Raw genomic sequence first — 24,591 nt, forward strand, 5'->3', positions numbered from 1 at the left:
GCTTCGTCATACCCTCGCGTATTTAGTGCCTGGTAATTGGCTAATCTGCTTTTTTATGATTAAAGATAACAGAACTGAATGCAAATGTCCAAAATCCCAACCAAGCAGCTCAACCAGTTGATCCAATGATTGTTCTCCCTGTTCCAACAGATAAATCACACGTTGTTCATCTGGAGAGAGCTTAACCTCAGCGAATATCCCTCGCCCGGAAGGCTCGGTTGTTTCGGTCGAACGTCCTCTATTGTAAGGAAGTTGTTCTGCATTTGGCAAGCCCAATCGATACTCTTCCAACACATCTGCTGCACAAGTGACCAATTTGGCCCCTTGACGGATAAGATTGTGTGCTCCCCGACTTTTCGGCGATGTAATAGGTCCAGGGACTGCAAATACATCCCTGCCTGCTTCAAGCGCAGCATCTGCTGTAATGAGTGAACCACTGCGAATGTCAGCCTCAACAACCAATGTTCCCAGTGTCAGACCGGCAATGATTCGATTCCGTTCCGGAAATAATCCCTGGCGCGCTCGCGTACCTGGTGGATATTCCGATAAAAGCAGCCCCGTCTCCGCGATTCGCTCAGCGAGACTTGTATTTTCGGGTGGGTATATATTATCAATCCCTGTTCCGAATACTGCAATCGTTTTTCCTTTTGCACGTAGTACTGCCTCATGACATACGCTATCAATACCGCGGGCAAGCCCGCTTACAATCGTCAGTCCTGCATTGCATAATTGCTCTGCCAGCTTTTCTCCAACTTTGCGCCCATACACGGTTGGCATACGAGTTCCCACCATGGCAATAGACGAATTGTGAAGCAAACTAACATCCCCTCGAGCATACATTACCCAGGGAGGCTGAACGGTTTCCTTCATTAATATGGGATATTTCTGATCCAGATAAGTAATAACCTCTATCCCCTGATTGTAAACGTGTTCTCTTTTACTCTCGATCCAGTCGATAGTAAATTGGCTAGCCAAGCGTGCAGCTTGATCTTTGCGCAAGCCTGCTGCGACCCAGTCGCTTTCCCCATAATTCAATAGTTCGGGTAGTTCATGTTGTCCCAGAATCAGTTTCGAGATTGTTTTCTTGCCAATGCCCTCCATCTCATGTAACCCAAACAAGATCCATCTTTCTTCCATACCATAAACCTCCCAAAGCGGGAAGAGATCTTCCCTCATATTGTGTGTTAAGTGACCACGGAATGCAAGCGTTTACGCAGATGAGAGACAATTCCTCCCCCTTTTCCCGTAAAAAAAACGCAAAAAAGCAACCCTTCGCCCTGTTCAAGGACAAAAGGTTGCTTACCTTTTCCGTAACCATAATAGTCGGTCTACCAGAAATAAATCATTTCCGAGCCGTTTCTTCTATTATAACGAAAAAGAATTAATGTGTCGTGCACAAATTCAAAATACCGCGTTCCTCAAGTACACTCACCAAAGTCGAACCCATCTCAGCAGGAGTTGGTGCTACTTTGATTCCACATGATTCCAGCTTAGCAATTTTCTCTTTGGCTGTACCTTTACCGCCAGAGATAATAGCGCCAGCATGGCCCATCCGTTTGCCTGGAGGCGCTGTTACGCCACCGATAAAGCCAACAACCGGTTTGGTCATGTTTTCACGTACCCAATCTGCAGCATCCTCTTCAGCTGTACCACCAATCTCACCAATCATGATGACCGCATGAGTCTGTGGATCTTCATTGAACCGTTTGAGGATATCAATGAACTCCGAGCCTTTTACCGGGTCTCCCCCGATTCCTACAGCTGAAGATTGTCCAATACCACGTGTCGTCAGTTGATGAACGGCTTCATAGGTAAGTGTTCCACTACGGGAAACAACGCCTACGTGCCCTGCCATATGGATGTAACCAGGCATGATACCGATTTTACATTCTCCTGGTGTAATGACACCTGGACAGTTTGGTCCGATCAGGACAGTATCTTTACCTTCCATGAAGCGGTCAACCTTGATCATGTCAAGAACCGGAATACCTTCTGTAATACAGATCACGAGGTCCAGCTCAGCATCAACAGCTTCCATAATGGAATCTGCTGCAAATGCAGGAGGAACGTAAATGACGCTCGCTGTTGCGCCTGTAGCTTCCTTCGCTTCCTGCACAGTGTTGAACACCGGCAGACTAGCTACTGTGCCGTCTTCCAACGTGATATCCACATTAGTTCCGCCTTTACCCGGTGTAACTCCGCCTACCATCTGGGTTCCGTAGTCCAATGCGCCCTTCGTGTGGAACATTCCCGTTGAACCCGTAATGCCTTGCGTAATGACTTTTGTATTTTTATCGATCAAAATACTCACGTTGCTTCACATCCTTACGGTTATTTTTCAATTCCCGGACAGCTCCGGTACTAAGGAATGAACTTATTTTACGAGGGCAACAATTTTCTGTGCACCATCGGCCATGGAATCAGCAGGAACGATATTCAGGCCAGATTCACCCAGAATACGTTTGCCAAGCTCCACGTTAGTTCCTTCAAGACGAACAACCAGCGGTTTGGTCAGGCCAAGCTGCTTCGCGGCTTCAACAACACCATTGGCGATAACATCACAGCGCATGATGCCACCGAAGATGTTAACAAAGATCCCAGCTACTTTGGCATCGGACAAGATGATCTTAAATGCTTCAGTCACCTTCTCCGTTGTCGCACCGCCCCCAACGTCAAGGAAGTTGGCGGGGTCTCCACCGTAGTATTTAATAATATCCATCGTTGCCATCGCAAGTCCCGCACCATTGACCATACAGCCGATGTTGCCATCAAGTGCTATGTAGCTGAGGTCGTATTTGGAAGCTTCGATTTCTTTTTCATCCTCTTCATCCAGGTCACGCAGTTCCAAAATGTCTTTGTGACGGAACAGGGCGTTGGAGTCAAAGTTTAATTTCGCATCTAGCGCGATAACGTTTCCATCTCCGGTAACAACGAGAGGATTAATCTCGGCAATAGAGCAATCTTTTTCGACAAATGCAGTGTACAGCGCGAGCATGAACTTAACAGCTTTGTTCACCAGTTCATTCGGAATCTTAATGCTGTAGGCCAGTTTACGGGCCTGGAACACTTGCAATCCAATGGCAGGGTCAATGATTTCTTTGAAAATTTTCTCAGGTGTAGCTTCAGCTACTTCTTCAATCTCAGTACCGCCTTCTTCGGAAGCCATCATAACTACACGGCCTGTGGCACGGTCCACAACAACACCCACATAATACTCTTTGCGGATATCGCATCCTTCTTCAATCAGAAGACGTTTCACTTCTTTACCTTCTGGTCCAGTCTGGTGTGTTACCAATACTTTTCCCAGAATTTCGGAAGCATAGGCACGAACTTCATCCGTACTCTTTGCCACTTTTACGCCGCCGGCTTTACCCCGGCCACCTGCGTGAATCTGTGCTTTGACAACAGTCACTGGACTGCCCAATGCCTCAGCGGCCGCGACCGCTTCATCGACTGTATAAGCAACCTTTCCGTTTGGAACGGTAACTCCATACTGTTTCAGTACTTCTTTTCCTTGATATTCATGGATATTCATTCTCGAATCCTCCTATCAACATGACTGCAACAAGGCGGGTTGGTAGACTAACAAAAGACAAATGTTGACTATTTTCACTCAAGCCCAATTCATTGTAACACGTTTTTAAAACGCTTTCCTTAAAAAACTAATGGTTAATAGACAGTATTTTGATATGAGTATGATCCCATATTGTGAATGCTTGGGTATATATGGAAAAAACCTCAGCTAAAAACTGAGGTTTCCTTGATGTAAAACTACATTTTATTTTTTGGCTGCGTTAGTGTTGGTTTCGTGAACTTTCTCCAGCAATCCTTTGAACTGACCCAGCAATGTTTCAAACTCTGTACTGTTCAAACACGCATCTCCCTGAATGGATTCAGGTATGGATAATGCCTTGTTCCGCAACTCACGACCCGAGTCGGTTAGTGTAATTAATACTTTTCGTTCGTCCTGAGCCGAGCGTTCGCGATTAATAAGTCCTGCTGACTGCAAACGTTTGAGAAGTGGTGTCAACGTTCCCGAATCGAGATAGAGAGCCTCCCCGATCTCCTTAACCGTACATTCTTCACGTTCCCATAAAACCATCAACACCAAATACTGGGAATACGTTACGCCAAGTACCTCCAGATAAGGCTGGTACATCTTCGTAATCTCACGTGAACAAGCATATATGGCAAAGCATAATTGGTTATCCAGCTTCAAACTGTCAGTCTGCATATGTCTTTCTCACCTGCCTATTGTGCAATCTATTCCTAATAATACGGGAACTATAGATCTATACTATCACAAAATAGAAAAAAAACAGAATAATTGAGCACAAATGATTTTACTATTCAATTTAATTATGATAAATTAGATTGTGTAAAACATAAATATAATTAGATAATCAACAGTTCATCCCCATGATTTAACAACAATAATAGATAAGTCCATCGAACAGATTCACGCCTTCTCGGGCAAAATTTAATAAACATAATGAAATTTTATACGTAACCATTTTCACCAAAGCTATTTAATGTTTTCCTTCCAGAAATAAAATTCAGGGATCAGGAAAGATGACTACAGCAATGATAATGACAGGTTGACTCCATGATTCCTTTTATATAAAATGCTTAGTAGAAGCTGAGGAAGCACCTTAATTCGTAGACTGGCCCGTATTATGCGGAGTCAAGAATCGAGTGAGGTGTTTCTTTGTTATGTACGGAAAATTGCATAGTGCATGTTTGTACGGAATTGATGGCGTTCTGATCGAAGTGGAAACTGATTTATCCAATGGTCTGCCACAGACGTCCATCATTGGTTTACCGGATTCAGCCATTCGTGAGGCCGTTGAACGTGTTCGTGCAGCGATTAAAAATTGCGGATATCAGTACCCTTTACAGCGGATCACAATCAATCTGGCCCCCGCTGATCTGCGCAAGGAAGGATCTTCCTTTGATCTGGCCATTGCTATTGGTTTACTTATGACAAGCGGTCAGCTTGTACTTCCTCCCCAGGAACGGACACTCGTGGTTGGCGAACTGGCGTTGGACGGTTCGATCAGGTCCGTGCCCGGCATTTTATCCATGGTGGATCTGGCCAAACGACAAGGCTTTACGTCCGTGCTCCTACCTTTGGATAACGTGGAGGAAGCGTCACTGATTCGAGGTATCCAGGTTTTTGGCATTCGTCATTTACAGGATATTGCTCCGGAAAACCCAGATCAACCCTCTAGTTCAGTGGGAATACCAAACAAATCGAATGCAGGACCAGTCGTGTTGAAAAATTATGCACACCTTGCTGCTCCTATAACTGATAAGACTCATAAGATGGCGGATAGGAAGCCAAGACAAACACCATTATTTGCAGATGACTATAGCGATGTTCTGGGGCAGCATCATGTAAAACGCGCGCTTATGATTGCAGCAGCAGGCATGCATAACATATTGCTCGTTGGACCGCCAGGCACGGGCAAAACGATGTTAATCAAACGTCTGCCCTCCATCCTTCCTCCTTTGTCAGAAGATGAAGCGTTAGAAGTCACCAAAGTATTAAGTGCCGCAGGCAAATTGAAAGAAGCGCCTCAAGGCCTGATTGCAGATAGACCTTTTCGCTCGCCTCACCATACAATATCCACTTCTGGTCTGATTGGAGGCGGTGGTATCCCAAAACCGGGTGAAGTGAGCCTTGCCCACCGTGGCATATTGTTTCTGGATGAATTACCTGAATTCCAGCGTCAAGTGCTGGAGGTATTAAGGCAGCCGTTAGAGGATCGCACAGTGACAATTAGTCGGGCACGGGCTGCATTCACCTTTCCGGCCCAGTTTATGCTTGCATGTTCCATGAATCCCTGTCCCTGCGGTTATTTGTCCGCTCATTCGGAGGAGCAACGCTGCATATGTAGTCCAGCCCGTGTTGCCGCGTACCGAGCCAAAATTTCAGGACCACTGCTGGACCGCATTGATCTTCAGGTTGAAGTTCCTCCACCAGGCGAGTGGCGCAAGTCTGCTGCTTCCCCTTCCTCTGAAGAAATGCAGGCAAAAGTGATCCACGCTCATCAAATTCAGGCTACACGTTATGCCAAAAGTTCGGTTCGTTGGAATAGCCAGCTTTCGGGCACGCTTTTGCGACGAACGATCCATCTCCCCCAAGAGGCAGAGCAGCTGTTAGAGCAAACGCTGCAAACGTTAAACCTGAGCATGCGTGCACATGATCGGATAATCAAGATGGCACAGACAATTGCCGATCTGGACCATGAAGGTGAAATTGTGACAGCTCATGTGGCTGAAGCCATCCAGTATCGTCAATTGGATCTTAATCTATTTTAGAAGCATATGGAGGAAAGAACAGGCCGATTTACCCAAAGGCAGTGAAATGGGCATGAAACTGCAGACATCAGAGGAAAATCGAGAAGGATTCCTTATGCAGATTCTACAATGCGGATACACCAACATGACAAAAAAACGTACAAGCCCTTCTCTTCTGTGAAGAAAGGTACTTGTACGTGGATTTCCCCTGTAAACGTAAGGGGATCTTATATAGCTAAGGTCTACAATAATTTATTATTCAAAAAGAGTGAGTTTGTCCTTGGCTGGTGTGCGTTCTTTGGCAGAAGGAATAACATCAGGGTAACCCATATAAATCATGCCTACAATCTTCTCTCCCGCCTCTATTCCAAGCGATTTGCGGAATTTGGGAGCGTACAAAAATGGCTTGGTCACCCAGAACGTTCCAATGTCTTCACTCCAGGCTGCAAGCATAAAGTTTTGAACCAATGCACTAACCGCAGCGAAGTCTTCGTCCCAGATATTCTGTCTTGGATCTTCTTCCAGCACAACAAGCATAACGGATGGAACTTGCATAATATTGGGTGAGAATTTGTTGTCTTCTCCCATTTCTGCATCAATAGCCTCCGCCAGTTTCTTCCGTCCATTTCCGGTAAACAACAAAAATCTCCAAGGTTCACGCAGTTTATGGTTAGGAGCCCAGACTGCCGTATCCAGCAAATCTATAATCTGCTGTGTAGGAACAGCTTCTTTTTTGAATTTTTTCACCGTACGACGGTTTTGAATCGCATTTCTGACTTCATTTGTTGTTTTCGTAGCTTTACTCATCGGCCGTACCTCCTGTTTATAAAATCATTTGCAACCGCAATAGTGATTCGCGGCCTTGTACATTCAATATAATTTCTTTATGACATAATAAAATACCAGTTTACCTTCTTGATTATACACCCATCTGATCACGAGATTCAAAGGGGAGGCAAAGGTCAGTACCGTTAGGGTCATTCCAACAGAAAAGACGACTCTGAATCTTGATTCACCACGAGGGATCATAAAGTCAGAACCGTCTTTTATTCTCATGTTATTTATTCACATATCATATCAACGAGTAATCAATCGTCGTAACTCTCCCCTTCAAACGTGCCATTCCCTTCAAATGTGCCATTAATAAAATCCATTTTGTTGTACTTCTCCTGGTTACCTGCAACATCTGTACTATAGTACTCTACCACCTTGACATCAGGGGCATAAAACTTAACAGGTCCTTCATAGTTTTTCCATTCTCCCCCGTTAATTCGATATTGCGTTGTTTTTACGCCCGAACCTTTGACTTCGTCTGTTGCCTGAAGTCTGAATGTAAATCCTTTGATGTATATTTTCCCGTTCACAGTATCTGTAATAGGAACTAATCTGTACTTGGTTACTGGAGGTGTAATATCTGCATCCTTCTTAAGTACGATATTAAACGTATTATGATCTCCTTTTACAAGAGTAACGCTTAGGCTCGTTTTTAGATATCCTGCTGCTTCTCCCGTTATCGTTCTAGCCCCTGTTGGTACGCGCTTTATTAAATAGTTGCCTTGAGCATCTGTTGTTGCCGAACCTCCAGCATTAACTTTAGCCCCACTTACTGGATTGCCCGACTCATCTACAACTTTTCCCCGCACGTGTGCCGCCTCTGCCAAAACAACATCCATTCTCAAGGTTCCTCCCTCCCGGACACCCAAGCGATCCTGTTCATATAACATATAATCATCGGCATCTACCCATATTGCAATGTTCGGATTATAGGCGTAATCAATTCCTGTAACCGCATATCGACCTTGCTGATCAGTTTTCACTATACGATCAAAGACACTTGTTACTTTTATACGAGCATCTGGAACCGGTCTGCCTGCCTGATCTTTGACTGTTCCTACAATCGTGGATGGCTCATAAATATGAAAATCAAGCTTTATTTGCTCTCCACCGGACAATCCGTAGGAGCCATAGTGTCTGTACGTCACATAACCCTCTGCTTCAACTACAAAAGTAATGTCCGTATTGTCTTCAACGGACTCTATAATATGATACCGTCCATTCCCATCCGTCTTCACGCTTTTCTCTGACGTATCCCCACGATAATTAAGCCAATACTTGACAGTAGCGTTCTGGACAGGTAATCCCTGACGATCAATAACTTTACCTGATACACTTGCCTGTGTAGACGGATCGGCTGCATAAGAAACTCCGGAATACATGATTCCAAACAAAATGAAACATAAAGATAGTGTACTTAGTCGAATGATCCATTTGATACTTGTCTGCATCTTCTCACTACACCTCACCATTTATTTTATTGATCAAACATTCCTCTTTAACTTCTTAAATTAACTGACCATAAGCTCAAGCTTCCAGAATTCTCCGTCCCAAACATATTGCCAAATCCCCTGTCCACCGTTCATGGTCTCGCTGATATCCAGCACTTCCATCCGAGGGCACTCCCATACTTGTTTTACTGTGTTGTTCGAAGTATTCTGAAACTCTTTCATACATCCCACCAACCTCTCTTTAAATTTCAACTTTCTTATTTTATTACAAATGATACATTTTGTATCTATAAATTTCTGAAATACGATGATTTTATTATCAATGCTCTATCCTTTGTTTTGTGATTTCATAGTTAAATCAAAAAAATCCGCAATTCCTGTATAAATAGGAACTGCGGCTTTAGTATTTTAACTAATTTTAAAACTAAAACGAATGCAAAGATAAGACATAATTAAACTTGTACCTCGAAATCACTGACCAACTCATATTAAAAAGATACAATTCGTATCAATTAATACAGTAGTAACTTCGATTGTAATTCTTAAAAAGCATTAACAATATGATTCACAGAGACAATTTCTCCTGCTTGATCAAGCATTACGGCAATTACATCAAAACGGATCTGAAGTTCCGTCTCTCCCGTCATTTGCAAATATACGGATGCGGTTGAACGTACCTGCTGCATTTTACGCATATCAACCGATTCCTGAGGTGTACCGTACTGAGCGGCTCCACTTCTGCTTCTTACTTCCACAAAGACAATCAGGCCCTCGCAGGAAGCAATGATGTCAATCTCACCGCTACGGCAACGCCAGTTCTGTCTAATGATCCGATAATCGTGCTCTCGTAACCATTGACAGGCAGCCTCTTCACCTAATCGGCCTTTCTGCTGTCGTGTGAGCTTTAATCCTGGCTCCTGACCCAATCTACGTTCTACCATGACTCATTTTCCTCACGTCCTGAGGCCATGCGATCTGCACGGTAGACGTACGTTAGCACCTCTGCGACCAGTTGATACAGTTCTGCCGGAATCTGTTCATCCAGATCCAACTTGGAGAGCACCTCCACAAGTGCTGCATCCTCCTGAACAGCCACGCCGTTTTCTCTGGCTTTATCCAGAATGGCTTCTGCCACTTTGCCGCGCCCCTTGGCTACAACAACAGGTGCTTCACTCTCTCCAGGGACATACTTTAGGGCAACCGCCTTTTTGGAAAGTAGGTCCGGTTGTGACGACTCGTCTTTCATACCTTCAAGTCCACCCCTTTGTATCGTTCAGGACTATAGTCCGAGGCCCGCGTTTTTCGTTCCGCGCCCGGTTCCTGGCCCGCAGGCCACGGTTCCGCCTTGAAGGTCAGCAGTTGATAGCCCAGCTTGTCCAATGCCTGATGGATCACCTCTCGTCCGCTCTCCAGAAGCGGTCCCATTCCTTCGCGATCATTTAATACACGCAGACTGACAATGTTATTAACCACATGGACATCTACCAAAGTAGGCCCAAGACTTTTCATGTCAAGATCAAACCATAGACGGCAGTTGGACGCATCCAGCTCTCCACGAGATCCACGACGTGATTGAATCTGAACAGACGCCGTTTCTTCCCCGTCCGGTCCAGTGATCGGAATAAACCAGTGCATCTGTGCAAATGTAGCACTGCGATCTGTTGTCAGCAATAACTGCTGACCTGTCAGATACTGCACGGCCTGTCCGGCGGCATCCTTAAGCGCCGCCGGTGCACCTTCGCTGCTGGCAAGTTGCAGCAGCAAGCCCTTCAGCGTGTCCGCATTTGCCGGACTCGCCGCATCCCCCACGCGCGGCTGCACTGCCGCGCCGTGAACGGCCTGCTGCTCGTGCTCCGCACCGAGCAGCTTCAGCACGCGCCCCACCCACGGGTCCCCCTCGTGGGTGACAGGCGCGTGCACTGCCGCAGCTCCCGCAGGTGCTGCGGCATTACCGCCAGCCGGCGGCGCATCAGCGCCGGCTGGCAACGGCTGCGGCACGCCTCCGGCAGCCGCAGCCGCCTGGCCGCCCTGCGATGCAGGGGCGGCCAGTGCTGCCGCACCAGGCTGTGCCGGTGCGGCAGTGGACGCGCTGCGCAGGGCGTCCAGCAGCGCCAGCAGCTTGGGCGCCAGCTGCGCTGCCGTAGGCGCTGCTGGCGCCGCCTGGCCTGCTACGGACGGCGTCCCCGTAGCAGCAGGCGTTTCAGCGCGGCCGTCAGTCCGCCCGGCCGCGCCTGTTTCAGGCTGGCCTGCACTTACACGGCCAGCCACAGATTCTGCTGCCGCCCCCGATGTACCCGGGCGGCTCCCAGCCTGCCCCGCGTCAGCCCCGCGCGGGCTCTCTCCAGGTATTCCAGTTCCAGACGGAATACCTGCACCCCCTTTGCCAGCCGTTTCAACGTTGCTGGCAACTGCCTTTGCCCCGGCTTCAGCATTTCCTGTGCCTCCGCCGGTCTGCACATTTCCTTTCACCGCAGTACCTGCATCCTCTGCCCCGCCATCCGTCATGGATATAGATCCTGCCAATGCCGCTTGTCCTTGTTGCGTTGACAAAGCAGGTGTTCCGGTTCCAGTCACCTGACGACCATTGCCTGATGCAGCCAATCCTTCTTCCGTCTGTGAAGCATTCGGTACAACAGGTGCACCAGCCACGACTGCTGGTTTCAACGTAGCAGATTGTTCTCCAAGCAATAGTGGTTTACCTGTTGTTTGAGTCAGCATCGTTTCCAACTGGTCAGCCAACCCGCTTAACAACTGGTGCAGAGGGGGGCCAAACACCGTCTGGTGTAATCCTTTTACTGTTTCCGCCGTAACCGGAAGACCACGCTGAAAAGCAATTCCCGTCGCCTGCACCCATTCTTCCACAGGGACCTGTGCAGGTTTAGCAGTCATCATATTCTGGACCATAGCCACATTATCCTTCGTTAGCGGCAATCCGCTACGCTGCATGGCAAGTAACAGCTCCCGGTTCCCTTTTGTATCCGGCAGTCCTACATCCTTAAGCAGGTTGTTCAGCGAAGCTTGTGGCAGCTCAGCAAGTGTACCCGTCATAGGTTTCATTACCGTTATGCCATTTTCACCTGGAGGTTGCACTTGAAGCAACGTGGTCTCACCCGGACGGAGTGGAGTCTCCAACTTGGCGCGCACTTGCACACCTTGAATCTGCAGAACTGCTTCTCCCCCATCATCGGATACACTAACGACGGAGCCACGAACCACCTGACCTTCCTTTAATTCAAGCGGTTTGGCATTGCCGGGCTTACTGTCTCCCATTAACCCCTTTATCATGGAACCGATATTCAAATCTCTCCCCCTCCTTTCTTCAAACCTGTGTTAAAACAAAGATTGCTGCTCTCCAAGCAGGTTGCCCAGAAAACTGCGCCGATGCATCGGGGTTGCCCCCAATGCCATAATTTGCTCCCGATGAACTTTTGTTGCATATCCTTTATGTATCGACAAACCATATTCCGGATATAACGTATCCCATTCTTCCTTACACAGCCCATCTCGCGTAACCTTGGCAATAATAGATGCCGCTGCGATCGATTGACTATTAGCATCACCTTTAATAATGGACAGTTGAGGTATATTCACATCCACCTTCTCAGCATCCACCAGCATATAATCAGGAGTTTCTACCAATGCTTCAACCGCACGTTTCATCGCAAGTCTCGCAGCCTGCTTGATGTTAAGCCGATCAATTGTCTCTGCATCCGCGTACCCGATACCTACCGCCAGCGCTTTTTCCATAATGATGTCATATAATGCATCCCGTTTTTTCTCCGTTAATTTCTTGGAGTCATTCACGCCTTCCAGGATGAGATCCTTCGGTAAAATAACCGCCGCTGCGACAACATCCCCAAACAAACATCCCCGTCCCACCTCATCAATACCAGCAATATGTTCAAATCCACTGTCCCAATACTCCTGCTCATAGAGCAACAGATCTCGAGGTTCACTGACTTCTTTTTTCTTCTTTGGTCCAATCGGAGTATCCAGTAGATTCAACCCGATCTCTTCATTATTTTCAACCATAACGCTCATCTCCTCTACCCACGCTTTTTCAGCATGCGTATAACTTACAACTTTTTATAATATAGACGTAGATCCTCTGTCTTTTGTTCTGTACAACCTGTCTCTCTCAGTAAAACTTTTCCTTGAGATTTACAATATAAAGATAGTGATGTCTTCATTTATCGGTATTTGATGGTTTAAATTGAATATATCAGACCTCGTCTAATTTAAATTGCACCACCATTTATCATAGCACGATTTAGATGCACCTGATATATAGGTCAGCCAATTCCATAAAGCGTACTGTTCTTCAATCCTCTTCCATTTTATCGTTTTCGACGTATGTTCCAGCTCTACTTCCGCGTTTGTATACACAAAAAAACGACCGCTCCCGGTAATCCGGTAACGGCCGCTTCTTTCGGCACTTGTATATATGAAATGAACAAATGAAGATAATGATCTTCATCGTGTAGAGTCCATTTTTTAATAAGGAGCTTCCATAGAGAAACGTCCCATTTTACCCGCTCGCAGTTCACGCAGAAATGCTCGTGATGCCTTTTCCAGATCAATACGTCCACCGCTTACAATGCAACCACGTATACGGCCGACTTGTTCCATAATTGCAATAACACTATCTGAATCATCTGCATCCTTGGAGAAATCCTGAAGTCCGTATCTCTCTTCCAAAGCGTCCCAGTAATAACGCATCAGGTAACTGATTCCAAAAAAGGCGATATCCTCTGCATTCAAAATTTCCTCTTTGATCGCACCAGTTACGGCAAGACGATAACCTACATTTTGATCTTCGAACTTAGGCCAAAGAATACCTGGAGTATCCAATAACTCCATTTCTTTGCCTACCTTGATCCACTGTTGCCCCTTCGTCACACCAGGACGATCTCCTGTTAACGCAATACTCCGTCCAGCCAGTCGGTTAATCAGTGTTGATTTACCTACATTGGGAATCCCTACGATCAACCCGCGAACCGCACGAGGATTAATCCCTTTAGCAATTTGACGGTCAATTTTTTCTTTAAGAAGAAGCTTGGCCTGCACGGGAATATCTTTAACATTGGTTCCCGTCGAAGCATCTACAGGAAAAGCGGTAATTCCTTCTTTTTTGAAATATTCAATCCATTCTTGCGTCACTTTTGCATCTGCCAAATCCGATTTGTTCAACAAAATCATCCGGGGTTTATCCAGCAATATTTCGTCGATCATTGGATTACGGCTGGAGACAGGCAGACGGGCATCCAATAGTTCGATGACCACGTCGATGAGCTTTAACTTATCCTGAATCTGGCGTCTGGCTCGAGTCATATGACCTGGAAACCATTGTATCGTCAACTTGTCTTCACCTCATTATTTACTTCAATTTCAGTGGTTGATCCACTTAATCTCACCGATCGGCCAGAAAATCACATCTGCACGACCAATAATATCTTTTAACGAAACATAACCGATCATACGGCTGTCTGTACTATTTGGACGGTTATCTCCCATGACAAACACATGACCTGCCGGCACTTTGCCATCAGGGAACTGTTCATTCGGGAAATCCTTCACGTTATAGGTTCCACCATTTGCTTCAGCTGCATCAATGGCTCCTTGAATATACGTTTCATCAACCTTTTTACCGTTAACCATCACGGTATCGTCTTGAACCTCAACGGTATCACCTTCTACAGCAATAACACGTTTAATGAAATCTCGACCTTCGGATGGTACGTGGAAGACGATAACTTCACCGCGCTTCGGTTCTCTGATATCATATAAGATTTCGTTGACGATCACACGTTCACCCGTTTCAAAGTTCGGCTGCATGGACGGACCGTCCACAACAAACGGTTTGAAGAGCAACCACCGAATGAGAATGACGAGAACTAATGCGATAACAATGGCTTTAAGCCATTCAACAATTTCATTTTTGGCTTTTTTGGATCGACTGTTTTTCTCTTCGGCAGGATTGCCCTGGTCATGTTGAACTTCTTGTTCCATTCAAGATCTTCCTCTCTTCACAGTACATGTTTATAGCAGTACACACATCCAGCATTCTGTATCGTTCCAATAACTCAATGGATGGATACAAAACATTCACATCAGTTATGTAATCTTACACCAAGCATTACAGTACATTTAATCCACAATTCAAATGTTATCAATAACTGATTTTACAAGCCTCCCGGACTATTCCCCGCATGTGTTGCCATACCATTTTACTCGGAAGTGTACCTCCGGTTCAACTTTTCCCGGACAAAAACGAAAAGGGCTTGTCTCCAAGCCCTTCCCGGTATCCGTTATATTAACGAATTTCTTTAATTCTCGCTGCTTTACCGCGTAGTTCACGAAGATAATAAAGCTTCGCACGACGAACTTTACCACGGCGAGCCACTTCGATTCTATCGATTTTAGGGGAATGAAGCGGGAAAGCTCTTTCCACACCTACACCGTAAGAAATTTTACGAACTGTAAAAGTCTCACTGATTCCACCACCACGGCGTTTAATCACAACACCTTCGAACAATTGGATACGCTCGCGAGTTCCCTCGATTACCTTAACGTGCACTTTCAAAGTGTCACCAGGACGAAAACTCGGAAGATCCTTGCGAAGTTGTTCTTGTGTAATCGCTTGAACGATATTCATCTATGACTCCCTCCTTCCATACAGGCGTTCATACTTCTTCCAGAGATCACCTTGTCTCCTTCATCATCCATAGAGGACCGCCGTATTCCACATAACAGACTTATTGTATCACGCAGCATATCAAAACACAAGAGAAATTAAACAAATGCCTATTGTTCAATCTGCCACTCTGAAACTCATCCATCACATGTTAACTTCATTCTAAAATACATTCTCCCGTATGGAAAGTGAATCAACGCTCTCATCTGCAAGTCAACCTGATACAGGAAAAAATACTGTAACTTCCAGTGTAGTAATATCGTCTATGATATAACTTATTGACCACTTTAAAAGGAGAATCCCAAGACTTATGAAATATTGGAAAAAGATCACACTTGCCCTACTCGCCATGCTCACATGCTCCATTACACTATATTCATATGCCGTAACTCACCCAACGAATGCACTGTCACACAAAGCCTGCACATCCTGGGACATAGTCAAACGCAAAGCATTCGAGCTGTCACACACTGACTTCTCTAACCAATCTGCGCTGGATCGTTCTACCTTCAGGATTGAACAAGGTACCGCTACAGAAGTTCCTGTGCTGATGTATCATTACATAGAGCCCAAACTGAATAATCACGAGACAGATAATAAATCCATCATTAATCTGGAGGATTTTGAGCAAAATATGAAATACCTGCATGATGAAGGCTACCGCACGATTACATTGAATCAGCTTGAACAATATGTTAGCGGGAAGATTTCCCTGCCACAGAAGTCCATTGTGATTACCTTTGATGATGGATACCAGAACAATTATACATTAGCTTACCCTGTGCTTCAAAAATATAATTTTCATGCCTCGCTGTTTGTCATAGGCAGTAAAATTCAAGATCAACCTTCGGTATTTGAGCCCGCCATTAACAGTTTCATCTCCAAGCCAGAGATGCAGGCAGCAACCGACGTATTTGAGTTCAACAGCCATACCTATAACCTGCATCATAAGGGATTTATGCGCTGTGGGAACAGCGTACCTGTCGGTCTGGACACCAGTCTTCTGGATGATGATATCCAGCAAATGAAGGAAACCGGAATAGACACACCTTATTTGGCCTATCCTTTTGGTTATACCAGCACACAGATGATCTACAAGTTACAACAACATGGATATCGCATGGCCTTTACCGTAAAGTCTGGATTTGTGCATCCAGGAGATCATCCCATGAGGCTGCCTCGCTTGACGGTCACGACAGGTACTGATTTGGCGACGTTGCTTCAACCCAAATCCAATCCGCAGAACGAATTACCTGCATCGGAGAATGATCAGTAAAATCTAGATTTTAACTTCACCGCCCGGATACAGAGTCGAGCTATACAGCCTTTTGAGCTGAGGCTTGGCTCTTTTTGCATCGGTAAGTGATAATGTCATCGGAGAGCTGGAATAAATCACTGCTTCCTCTGCGTCATAGATGATGATCTGTTCTTTCCCCGTCTGAACCAGGTCTGCATGTACCGCATATCCCTCTTTCGGGAATTCAGTAACCGTTTTCATATCTCCATCTACCAAAGAAGGCAACACATCTCCACCTCGGCGATACGCCAAAATATAATCGAGTCCACCTTCATCCCAGTTACATACAGGCTCTATAATGGTTAACCAGCCAGGAGTCGTGCGGTTTTCTTTCCATATTTCTTGCCCTGCGCTATCCAACATGAACATTCCATCCTTACCATTCTCATCCCCACGGACAATCCGGTCCAGACCTGCAATCTGTAAACCTATCATTCCAGTACAAAAATGGCCTAATGCAATATGCTGTGATTCAATCGAATCTTCATAACGCCACTTCTCATTACCATAGCGGTCCATCATGACCGTAACACTGCCACCGATAACAATCTCGACTTCCCCATCACCATCAACGTCGCCAAACCATATACAGTCAGCATGATCATCGAGATTATGACAAGACCATAACAACGTCCCATCATGATCCAGCATGTCATATCCGGCCATCACTTCATCTTTCCCATCTCCATCGATGTCATATACCCATGGAAAATGTCCCGGATTCCCTTCATGCTTCCATAACAAATTAAAATCATGGTCGAGTGCCCATAACGTCTTATAGCGGTCTTTCAGTATAATGTCCATTTTCTGCTGGTTACCCGTCAGGTTGGTGAGAATAATGCAGTCATGTGCTTCATCACCTGGCAGATCACGTGTTTCTTTAATCTCTCCGGTCCGGCCATCCAACACGAGAAATTGTTTGTCCATGACACACAATACTTCATTATTTCCATCTCCATCCCAATCTGCGACCTGAGCGGGATAGTCTGAACCCGGACCCCCTGCATCGGGATCAGGAGTTCCGACCTGCCATAGTAATGTTCCTTCCAGATCAAATGCAGTCAAACAACATACCTGATGTGGAACATACCGATCGTCTATACCCCCATCTGCCTGTACCAGCAACATTTCAAGTCTGCCATCCCCGTTTAGATCTCCCAAAAGCATTTTGCAGCGTTCTCCGGCTTGGCTAATATTTAGTCTGGCGATTTCATAAGGCTGAATGCTCATCATCTTCCTCCTCAGCTTATCGTTGTTATTCAAATCCAGCTGAGTTCACCATAAAGAAAACCCCTGTTTTTTACAACCCTATTATGTGGTCATGCAAAAATGTTCAAAGCTGCAAAAAAGTGCCTACATAATTAAACGATTTAAACGAATGATTTTAAGCCCACTCTAAAAACTCAAGACGATTGCCAAAAGGATCATTTATATAAAAACGTCTTACACCTTCATCTGCCCTTGCTTCGTCATCGACAATATGAATTTGGTTATGAATGAGATGATCACGCAACTGATCCAAATGTTGTACATGAAATGCTGGATGAGCTTTTGTAGCGGGAATAAAATCTTTTTGTACGCCAATATGCACTTGGTATCTACCACACTCGAACCATACACCACCCCGTTTTCTCAGAATTTCAGGTTTGGGAATCTCCGTCCAGCCCAGAACTTTATTGAAAAAATGACGTGCCTCCTCTTCACAGCCTTCTGGTGCTGCGAGCTGAATATGATCAAGACCAATAATATTGTAAGTCATTCATACACCGCCTTTGGTTTCATTTAGTGAAACTGAGTTTTAAAATATACCTCCATTTTATAGAATAACCCATTGAATATCCAGCTTTCTTTACAAAACACATAAGAAAAGCCAACCTTTGGTATCAAGGTTGGCTTTTTCAAACTCTATAAAAAGAAATATTTACGTGTTTATACGTTGCATATATTTACTCTGTACTATTTTTACGGTTTGAGCGTATCTTTTTCAACCAAATGCGTTCTTTGTCCGTCAAGTCCGCCGTTTCCAACATCTCCGGTCTACGTTCTAACGTACGAAGCAAAGACTGCTCTCTGCGCCATGCCTCAATGTTCAGGTGATGTCCTGACAACAGCATATCCGGTACTTTCATGCCCCTAAACTCGGGTGGACGTGTGTAGTGTGGATATTCGAGGAGTCCAGTACTGAATGAATCCGTCACAGCACTTGTCTCATTGCCAAGCACACCGGGTATAAGACGTACGATGCTGTCGATCGCAACCATAGCAGGTAACTCCCCACCCGTGAGTACGTAATCACCAATGGATAGTTCATCCGTCACGAGAAATTCGCGAATGCGCTCATCGTAACCTTCATAATGTCCACATATAAAAATCAGATGATCTTCCTGTACAAGTTCTTCTGCTTTTTTCTGTGTAAACGTCTCACCTTGCGGACACATTAAAATGATACGTGGAGCTTTCATGGTTGCCGCGGCTTCTCCGCGTTGCCCCAGTACATCTTCAACGGCAGCAAAGATCGGATCTGGTTTTAGCACCATGCCTCCACCCCCACCGTAAGGAGCATCATCGACCGTATTATGTTTATTTGTGGCATAATTACGGAAGTTGGTTGCACCGAGGGACACCAGCCCCTTCGTTTGGGCTTTACCCAGAATGCTTGCTCCGAATACGCCATCAAACATCTCCGGGAATAGTGTTAATACATCCACTTTCATGTTACAGCAGCCCTTCCATCAGGTGAATCTTCACTTGCTGCTGTTCGATGTCCACATCAAGTACTACATCATCAATAACGGGAATCAGCACTTCTTTACCTGCTGGCGTTTTGACAACCCATACATCATTGGCACCCGGAGTCAAAATTTCAGAGATAGTTCCAAGCGTTTCACCCTCTTCGGTGATAACCGAACACCCAACGATTTGATGGAAGTAGTATTCACCTTCCTCCAGCTCAGCGAGGTTCTCTTTTAACACTTTGGCCATACCGCCTTTAAACTTCTCTACTTCATTAATATTGCCATACTCTTTCAGACGAAGAATATACATATTTTTATGCAAACGTGCAGATTCCACGTTAACCATGACTGGATGATTATCTGGTGTAAAGAAAAACAACTCTGCATTTTTCGCGAAACGCACTTCTGGGAAATCGGTTATAGGCATGATTCTCACCTCACCGCGAATTCCATGCGTATTAACGATTTTACCTACATTCATAAACTCTGCCATACGTTCCTCCTACGAAATTAAATCAAACTAAACAGCTACTTCGACTCTCGTACGGTCGTTCCGGCGACGGTTCGTTCTTTCGATCGCTGTTACCCCCTCATTTTTCGAACTTAATTTAAAAGGTGAAAATGAGGTGATAAAGGCGAACGCTAACGCTTCTCCAGAATCGATCCCGTCCCCTGCACTGCTCCGAAGTCACTCATACCCAAAATATTTTAATTCAATATCTAATTCAACATATTAAGTTCAGCATGCACGAAAAGGGGCTAGGACATGCATCCTAACCCCCTTTCGTATATCTTTAAGATATGATATCAACGGTAACCCGTTTATCCATCTTAACTGCTGCTGATGTGACGACCGTACGAAGTGATTTCGCGATTCGTCCCTGTTTACCAATTACCTTCCCGACATCGTCAGGATGAACGGTTAACTCATAAACGACAAGCCGGTCTTTCTCAACCGTCCGAACCGTCACATCTTCCGGATGATCGACTAAAGCCTTAGCAATTATGCTTACTAATTCTTCCATAGATGACCCTCCGAATCAGCACTTTATTTAGATAATTTAGACTCGTGGAACTTCTTCATCACGCCCGCTTTGCTAAGCAAGTTGCGGACAGTGTCAGATGCTTGTGCACCGTTTTGAAGCCATGCCAATGCTTTATCTTCATCGATCTTAACAACAGCCGGTTGTTCAACCGGGTTGTAGTAACCGATCTCCTCGATAAAACGACCGTCACGTGGGGAACGGGAATCCGATACCACTACGCGGTAGAAAGGAGCTTTGTGAGCACCCATACGTTTCAGACGAATACGAACTGCCATTTGAAAATTCACCTCCTTCAATGAAATCTGTATATGATCCAGCTTCGCTTAAATCAACGGAAAGGAAACTTCATTCCTTTACCCATACCTTTAAGCTGCTTCATCGCTTTATTTTTACCGCCGCCTTTAGGTCCCATCATATCCGAGAACTGTTTCATCATGCGGCGCATCTCATCAAATTGCTTGATCAGACGATTTACTTCAGCCAGAGATGTTCCGCTTCCGGTAGCAATACGCTTCCGGCGGCTATGGTTGATCATGTCCGGGTTACGTTTCTCTTCGGTCGTCATTGAGTAAACGATCGCTTCGATCCGGCCCATCTGTTTATCATCAACCTTCAGATCCTTGGCTTGTTTCATCTTGCCCATGCCGGGGATCATATCCATGATCTGATCGATTGGTCCCAGCTTTTTCACTTGATCCATCTGCTCCAGGAAATCTTCAAACGTGAATTCTGCATTACGCATCTTCCGTTCCATTTCCTTGGCTTTATCTGTATCAATGTTTAATTGTGCTTTCTCAATCAGAGATAACATATCACCCATACCGAGGATCCGTGAAGCCATACGTTCCGGGTGGAACGGCTCCAAAGCGTCAAGTTTCTCTCCAAGGGAAGCAAACTTGATTGGACAACCCGTAACTGCTTTGACGGAAAGCGCAGCACCACCACGAGTATCTCCATCCAGCTTTGTCAGGACAACCCCGGTCAGATTAAGCTGCTGGTTAAAGTGTTCTGCTACGTTAACCGCATCCTGACCTGTCATGCTGTCTACAACAAGCAGTACTTCATCCGGATTCACTACGCTGTGAATCTGGCGAAGTTCTTCCATCAGTTCTTCATCAACATGCAGACGTCCAGCTGTATCGATAATAACATAGTCATTACCGTTATCTTTGGCATGTTGTAGACCTTGACGTGCGATCTCAACAGGGCTTGTCTGATCTCCCAGTGTGAATACCGGCGCTTTGATCTGCTCGCCAAGTACTTGCAACTGTTTGATCGCTGCCGGACGATAAATATCTCCTGCAACAAGCAATGGTCTGCTGTTTTGCTTTTGCAGCATTTTAGCTAGTTTACCCGATGTGGTTGTTTTACCAGCACCCTGCAAACCAACCATCATCAGCACCGTAGGCGGTTTGTTCGCTTTAGCCAGTTTCGCTTGGCTTCCACCCATCAAATCCGTTAGTTCCTTGTTAACGATGTCGATGATGACCATCCCTGGCGTGAAGCTCTCCATCACTTCTTTGCCAACAGCCTTCTCTTTCACCTTGGCGATGAATTCCTTGACCACTTTGAAGTTTACATCCGCTTCGAGCAATGCCAGACGTACCTCGCGCATAGCCTCGGCTACATCTTCATCAGACACCTTGCCTTTGCCGCGCAGCTTGCTGAACACATTCTGTAATCGGGTCGTTAATCCTTCAAATGCCATGATCCCACCTCCTTAAGCTTTAATACTGTTTTCAAGACCGATACGTTCCGCTCAGCCAATTATCATTCACTAAGCTGAGCAACGATATCGTGTATTTGTTTGTTGTTATCAATGGAGACGCCTGCGCGTTCCAATGCATTTTGCAAATCTTCAATATTGCGATTACGCCGTTCATGCTTTTGCAGCAAGCCCAGCTTGCTTTCGTAATTTTCCAGCACTTGTTCGGCACGCTTGATATGCTCGTATACCGCCTGGCGGCTGATCTCAAACTCGGCTGCAATTTCACCAAGTGAGAAATCGTCATGAAAGTAATACTTTAGAAAAGTCTGCTGTTTCTCGGTAAGTAACAATTCATAAAAAGCAAACAGCAAGTTAATCCGGTTTGTCTTCTCAAGCCGATTTTCTTGACTCACATCGGGGCACTCCCTTCGTCAAGGAAAAACACTTTACACTCTTGCAACGTTCCTAATAATACCTAAAACAAATCAGGTTGTCAAGCAAAAATACTTGTCACAATAAAAACAGCACTGATGATATGTTATTTCGATGTTTAACGGTTGGTTTATACCCTTTTTTACAACAAGCAAATTCGATCTGTATCTCTGCGATCCACCTCTATGTAGAAGAAAAAACGAATGCGTCTCAGTCCGTGGAGATGCATCCGTTTATGGTGTTCTAACGAAGTGGTGTCAGGTACAGCAGTACCATAAAGAAATGAAGAATACTGCCTGCTAACACAAAGAGATGCCAAATCGCATGGTGGTACGGAAATCCACGCCATACATAAAAGAGCGTACCCAGTGTATACATCAGGCCTCCAGCAACCAGCAACACAATGCCGCCTGTAGGAATGGCAGCCATAAGAGGTTGCCAGGCAATAACGATCAGCCAGCCCATCGCAATATAGAAAATCGTGGACATGAATAGAAACTTTTTCGTAAAAAATGCCTTAAAGATCACGCCGAATAATGCGATTCCCCAGATTATACCAAACAGGGTCCATCCAAGTGTACCGCGAACAGCAATAAACAAAAGCGGAGTGTACGATCCCGCAATAAACAAATAAATGGAAGAATGGTCGAAAATCTCAAATAAATCTTTCACTTTTCCATCTTTCCATGCATGCACGAGTGTAGAGCTTGTATAGAGCAGCAGCATGGTGATCCCGTAGATCGTGAAACTGACCACATGCCAAGCCGTGCCTTTCATACTTGAAAATACAATCAATATCACCAGTGCAGCTACACTGAGTGCAGCGCCGATTCCATGTGTCACCGCATTGGCGACTTCTTCACGGCGAGAATAGGTATACGTATTGGCCATTTTCAACCGTCCTTTCTAACCCTTTAACATTGCCTGCTTTATTCCTCCATTATACACGTATTGCCAGTGACATTACACGTGACACTTATCACGTATATCACTGGCAATACGGTTAACATTATTAATTCATTCTATTATTAATGATTCTAGGAATTAGCTTCCTCTTCTTCAGCACTTTCCGCTGGCTGTTCCTGGATTAATCCGGCGAACAAAGCATGCACAAATTGCTCCGAGTCAAACGGCTGCAGATCATCAATTTTCTCACCCAGTCCTACGAGCTTCACAGGCAAGTCCAGCTCCTGACGGATCGCAACAACGATCCCCCCTTTGGCTGTTCCATCCAGTTTCGTCAGTACGAGGCCAGTTACGCCGCTTTTCTCACCGAAAAGTTTGGCTTGGTTCAAAGCATTTTGACCTGTTGTTGCATCCAGTACCATCAGTACTTCATGCGGAGCATCCGGAATTTCACGCTGAATGACACGATAGATCTTGTTAAGCTCGTCCATCAGGTTCGATTTATTTTGCAGACGACCTGCTGTATCACAGAGCAGAACATCCGCACCCCGTTGTTTCGCTGCTTGTACCGCATCATACATAACCGCTGCTGGATCAGAACCAGATTGCTGTTTGATCACATCGACACCGGCACGTTGCCCCCATACTTCCAGCTGTTCTATGGCTCCGGCACGGAACGTATCTCCAGCTGCCATGATGACTTTTTTACCTTGTTGTTTAAATCGATGTGCCAGCTTGCCAATCGTTGTTGTTTTACCAACACCGTTAACACCAACAAACAAAATGACGGTAATGCCATCCGGGTTCATTTTCAATTCGTTATTCTGTTCACCGCGAAGAAGACCCGTCAGTTTCTCGGACAATACAGGCTGCAACTCAGCCGCATCCTCAATTTTGCGTTTTTTCACCTCAACGCGCAGGTCTTCGATCAGATTCATGACTGTATTCACACCAACGTCTGCTCCGATCAAAATCTCTTCCAGTTCTTCATAGAACTCTTCATCGATTTTTTTGCGACGGATTACGAGATCCGACACTTTTTCCACTAACCCTTTACGTGTCTTTTCCAATCCATCCTTAAACTGTTTGGTGACCGACTCCGTTTTGCTTGCAATGCTGTCTCTAAGCTTTTTAAAAAAACTCATAAAGCCCCTCCATCGTGTACATAATCTAAGCGGTTTTGCA

General features: G+C 45.3%; 26 protein-coding genes. 2 read left to right on the plus strand and 24 right to left on the minus strand.

The annotated features are described in order from the left end of the window. Window positions 1-6 precede the first annotated feature (6 nt). The 4 genes from dprA to MKY28_RS14870 form a co-directional block, all read right to left on the minus strand. Window positions 7-1,137, minus strand: coding sequence for a DNA-processing protein DprA (dprA, locus tag MKY28_RS14855; protein WP_340936285.1), 1,131 nt, complete (start codon window positions 1,135-1,137; stop codon window positions 7-9). Window positions 1,138-1,381: 244 nt separating this feature from the next. Continuing rightward, entirely contained in the window at window positions 1,382-2,311 is a 930-nt protein-coding gene (gene sucD, locus MKY28_RS14860; RefSeq protein ID WP_074094556.1) for a succinate--CoA ligase subunit alpha, read from the minus strand. Window positions 2,312-2,374: 63 nt separating this feature from the next. After that, on the minus strand, window positions 2,375-3,535 hold the full coding sequence (gene sucC, locus MKY28_RS14865; RefSeq protein ID WP_036609384.1) for an ADP-forming succinate--CoA ligase subunit beta: 1,161 nt from the start codon (window positions 3,533-3,535) through the stop codon (window positions 2,375-2,377). Window positions 3,536-3,778: 243 nt separating this feature from the next. Further along, entirely contained in the window at window positions 3,779-4,234 is a 456-nt protein-coding gene (locus MKY28_RS14870; protein ID WP_036609387.1) for a MarR family winged helix-turn-helix transcriptional regulator, read from the minus strand. A 479-nt stretch (window positions 4,235-4,713) separates the two neighbouring features. On the opposite strand from MKY28_RS14870, the gene MKY28_RS14875 reads away from it, so the two are divergent. After that, window positions 4,714-6,324, plus strand: coding sequence for a YifB family Mg chelatase-like AAA ATPase (locus MKY28_RS14875; protein WP_338708463.1), 1,611 nt, complete (start codon window positions 4,714-4,716; stop codon window positions 6,322-6,324). 234 nt (window positions 6,325-6,558) lie between these two features. Here the strand turns inward: MKY28_RS14875 and MKY28_RS14880 are convergent, their stop codons facing one another. From MKY28_RS14880 to rplS, 10 genes are all read right to left on the minus strand, one after another. After that, window positions 6,559-7,110, minus strand: coding sequence for a nitroreductase family protein (locus MKY28_RS14880; RefSeq protein ID WP_338708461.1), 552 nt, complete (start codon window positions 7,108-7,110; stop codon window positions 6,559-6,561). Between the two features lie 281 nt (window positions 7,111-7,391). Next, entirely contained in the window at window positions 7,392-8,588 is a 1,197-nt protein-coding gene (locus tag MKY28_RS14885; RefSeq protein ID WP_340936286.1) for a carboxypeptidase-like regulatory domain-containing protein, read from the minus strand. Window positions 8,589-8,648: 60 nt separating this feature from the next. Further along, window positions 8,649-8,810, minus strand: a complete 162-nt coding sequence (locus MKY28_RS14890) for a paeninodin family lasso peptide (protein ID WP_133120486.1) — start codon at window positions 8,808-8,810, stop codon at window positions 8,649-8,651. A 320-nt stretch (window positions 8,811-9,130) separates the two neighbouring features. Beyond that, the gene (locus MKY28_RS14895) at window positions 9,131-9,529 is read right to left on the minus strand and encodes a YraN family protein (protein ID WP_100529387.1); all 399 of its coding nucleotides are present in this window, start codon (window positions 9,527-9,529) and stop codon (window positions 9,131-9,133) included. Next, window positions 9,523-9,834 carry an EscU/YscU/HrcU family type III secretion system export apparatus switch protein gene (locus MKY28_RS14900; protein WP_036609395.1) on the minus strand — a complete coding sequence of 104 codons (312 nt, stop codon included), beginning with the start codon at window positions 9,832-9,834 and terminating at the stop codon, window positions 9,523-9,525. Before MKY28_RS14900 ends, MKY28_RS14895 begins: the two co-directional genes overlap by 7 nt. Continuing rightward, on the minus strand, window positions 9,831-11,873 hold the full coding sequence (locus tag MKY28_RS14905; protein ID WP_340936288.1) for a DNA ligase: 2,043 nt from the start codon (window positions 11,871-11,873) through the stop codon (window positions 9,831-9,833). Before MKY28_RS14905 ends, MKY28_RS14900 begins: the two co-directional genes overlap by 4 nt. Before the next feature lie 45 nt (window positions 11,874-11,918). Further along, window positions 11,919-12,620 carry a ribonuclease HII gene (locus tag MKY28_RS14910; protein WP_340936289.1) on the minus strand — a complete coding sequence of 234 codons (702 nt, stop codon included), beginning with the start codon at window positions 12,618-12,620 and terminating at the stop codon, window positions 11,919-11,921. Window positions 12,621-13,082: 462 nt separating this feature from the next. After that, window positions 13,083-13,946: a ribosome biogenesis GTPase YlqF gene (gene ylqF / locus MKY28_RS14915; RefSeq protein WP_047842466.1), complete on the minus strand. Its 864-nt coding sequence runs from the start codon at window positions 13,944-13,946 to the stop codon at window positions 13,083-13,085. Between the two features lie 30 nt (window positions 13,947-13,976). After that, window positions 13,977-14,597 carry a signal peptidase I gene (gene lepB, locus MKY28_RS14920; protein WP_047842465.1) on the minus strand — a complete coding sequence of 207 codons (621 nt, stop codon included), beginning with the start codon at window positions 14,595-14,597 and terminating at the stop codon, window positions 13,977-13,979. 304 nt (window positions 14,598-14,901) lie between these two features. Further along, window positions 14,902-15,243: a 50S ribosomal protein L19 gene (gene rplS / locus MKY28_RS14925; protein WP_017689212.1), complete on the minus strand. Its 342-nt coding sequence runs from the start codon at window positions 15,241-15,243 to the stop codon at window positions 14,902-14,904. Window positions 15,244-15,592: 349 nt separating this feature from the next. Between rplS and MKY28_RS14930 the strand changes: the two genes are divergently transcribed. After that, window positions 15,593-16,558: a polysaccharide deacetylase family protein gene (locus MKY28_RS14930; RefSeq protein WP_340936290.1), complete on the plus strand. Its 966-nt coding sequence runs from the start codon at window positions 15,593-15,595 to the stop codon at window positions 16,556-16,558. 3 nt (window positions 16,559-16,561) lie between these two features. On the opposite strand, the gene MKY28_RS14935 is transcribed toward MKY28_RS14930, so the two are convergent. The 10 genes from MKY28_RS14935 to ftsY form a co-directional block, all read right to left on the minus strand. Then, window positions 16,562-17,809, minus strand: a complete 1,248-nt coding sequence (locus MKY28_RS14935; protein ID WP_340936291.1) for a hypothetical protein — start codon at window positions 17,807-17,809, stop codon at window positions 16,562-16,564. A gap of 154 nt (window positions 17,810-17,963) precedes the next feature. Beyond that, window positions 17,964-18,338, minus strand: coding sequence for a VOC family protein (locus tag MKY28_RS14940; protein ID WP_340936292.1), 375 nt, complete (start codon window positions 18,336-18,338; stop codon window positions 17,964-17,966). Between the two features lie 187 nt (window positions 18,339-18,525). Next, the gene (gene trmD, locus MKY28_RS14945; RefSeq protein ID WP_340936294.1) at window positions 18,526-19,293 is read right to left on the minus strand and encodes a tRNA (guanosine(37)-N1)-methyltransferase TrmD; all 768 of its coding nucleotides are present in this window, start codon (window positions 19,291-19,293) and stop codon (window positions 18,526-18,528) included. 1 nt (window position 19,294) lies between these two features. Beyond that, window positions 19,295-19,807, minus strand: a complete 513-nt coding sequence (gene rimM / locus MKY28_RS14950) for a ribosome maturation factor RimM (protein ID WP_036609454.1) — start codon at window positions 19,805-19,807, stop codon at window positions 19,295-19,297. 301 nt (window positions 19,808-20,108) lie between these two features. After that, window positions 20,109-20,339 carry a KH domain-containing protein gene (locus tag MKY28_RS14955; RefSeq protein WP_017689218.1) on the minus strand — a complete coding sequence of 77 codons (231 nt, stop codon included), beginning with the start codon at window positions 20,337-20,339 and terminating at the stop codon, window positions 20,109-20,111. Between the two features lie 23 nt (window positions 20,340-20,362). Next, window positions 20,363-20,635, minus strand: coding sequence for a 30S ribosomal protein S16 (gene rpsP, locus MKY28_RS14960; RefSeq protein ID WP_017689219.1), 273 nt, complete (start codon window positions 20,633-20,635; stop codon window positions 20,363-20,365). 53 nt (window positions 20,636-20,688) lie between these two features. Next, entirely contained in the window at window positions 20,689-22,068 is a 1,380-nt protein-coding gene (gene ffh, locus MKY28_RS14965) for a signal recognition particle protein (protein WP_017689220.1), read from the minus strand. Window positions 22,069-22,130: 62 nt separating this feature from the next. Further along, window positions 22,131-22,481: a putative DNA-binding protein gene (locus MKY28_RS14970; protein WP_340936295.1), complete on the minus strand. Its 351-nt coding sequence runs from the start codon at window positions 22,479-22,481 to the stop codon at window positions 22,131-22,133. A 262-nt stretch (window positions 22,482-22,743) separates the two neighbouring features. Further along, window positions 22,744-23,391: a PAQR family membrane homeostasis protein TrhA gene (gene trhA / locus MKY28_RS14975; RefSeq protein WP_017689222.1), complete on the minus strand. Its 648-nt coding sequence runs from the start codon at window positions 23,389-23,391 to the stop codon at window positions 22,744-22,746. A 146-nt stretch (window positions 23,392-23,537) separates the two neighbouring features. Continuing rightward, complete coding sequence (gene ftsY / locus MKY28_RS14980; protein ID WP_036609455.1) at window positions 23,538-24,551, minus strand: signal recognition particle-docking protein FtsY; 1,014 nt, start codon at window positions 24,549-24,551, stop codon at window positions 23,538-23,540. Window positions 24,552-24,591 lie beyond the last annotated feature (40 nt).

Source organism: Paenibacillus sp. FSL R5-0473 (genome assembly GCF_038004565.1).
In the GTDB taxonomy this organism is placed as follows: domain Bacteria; phylum Bacillota; class Bacilli; order Paenibacillales; family Paenibacillaceae; genus Paenibacillus; species Paenibacillus amylolyticus.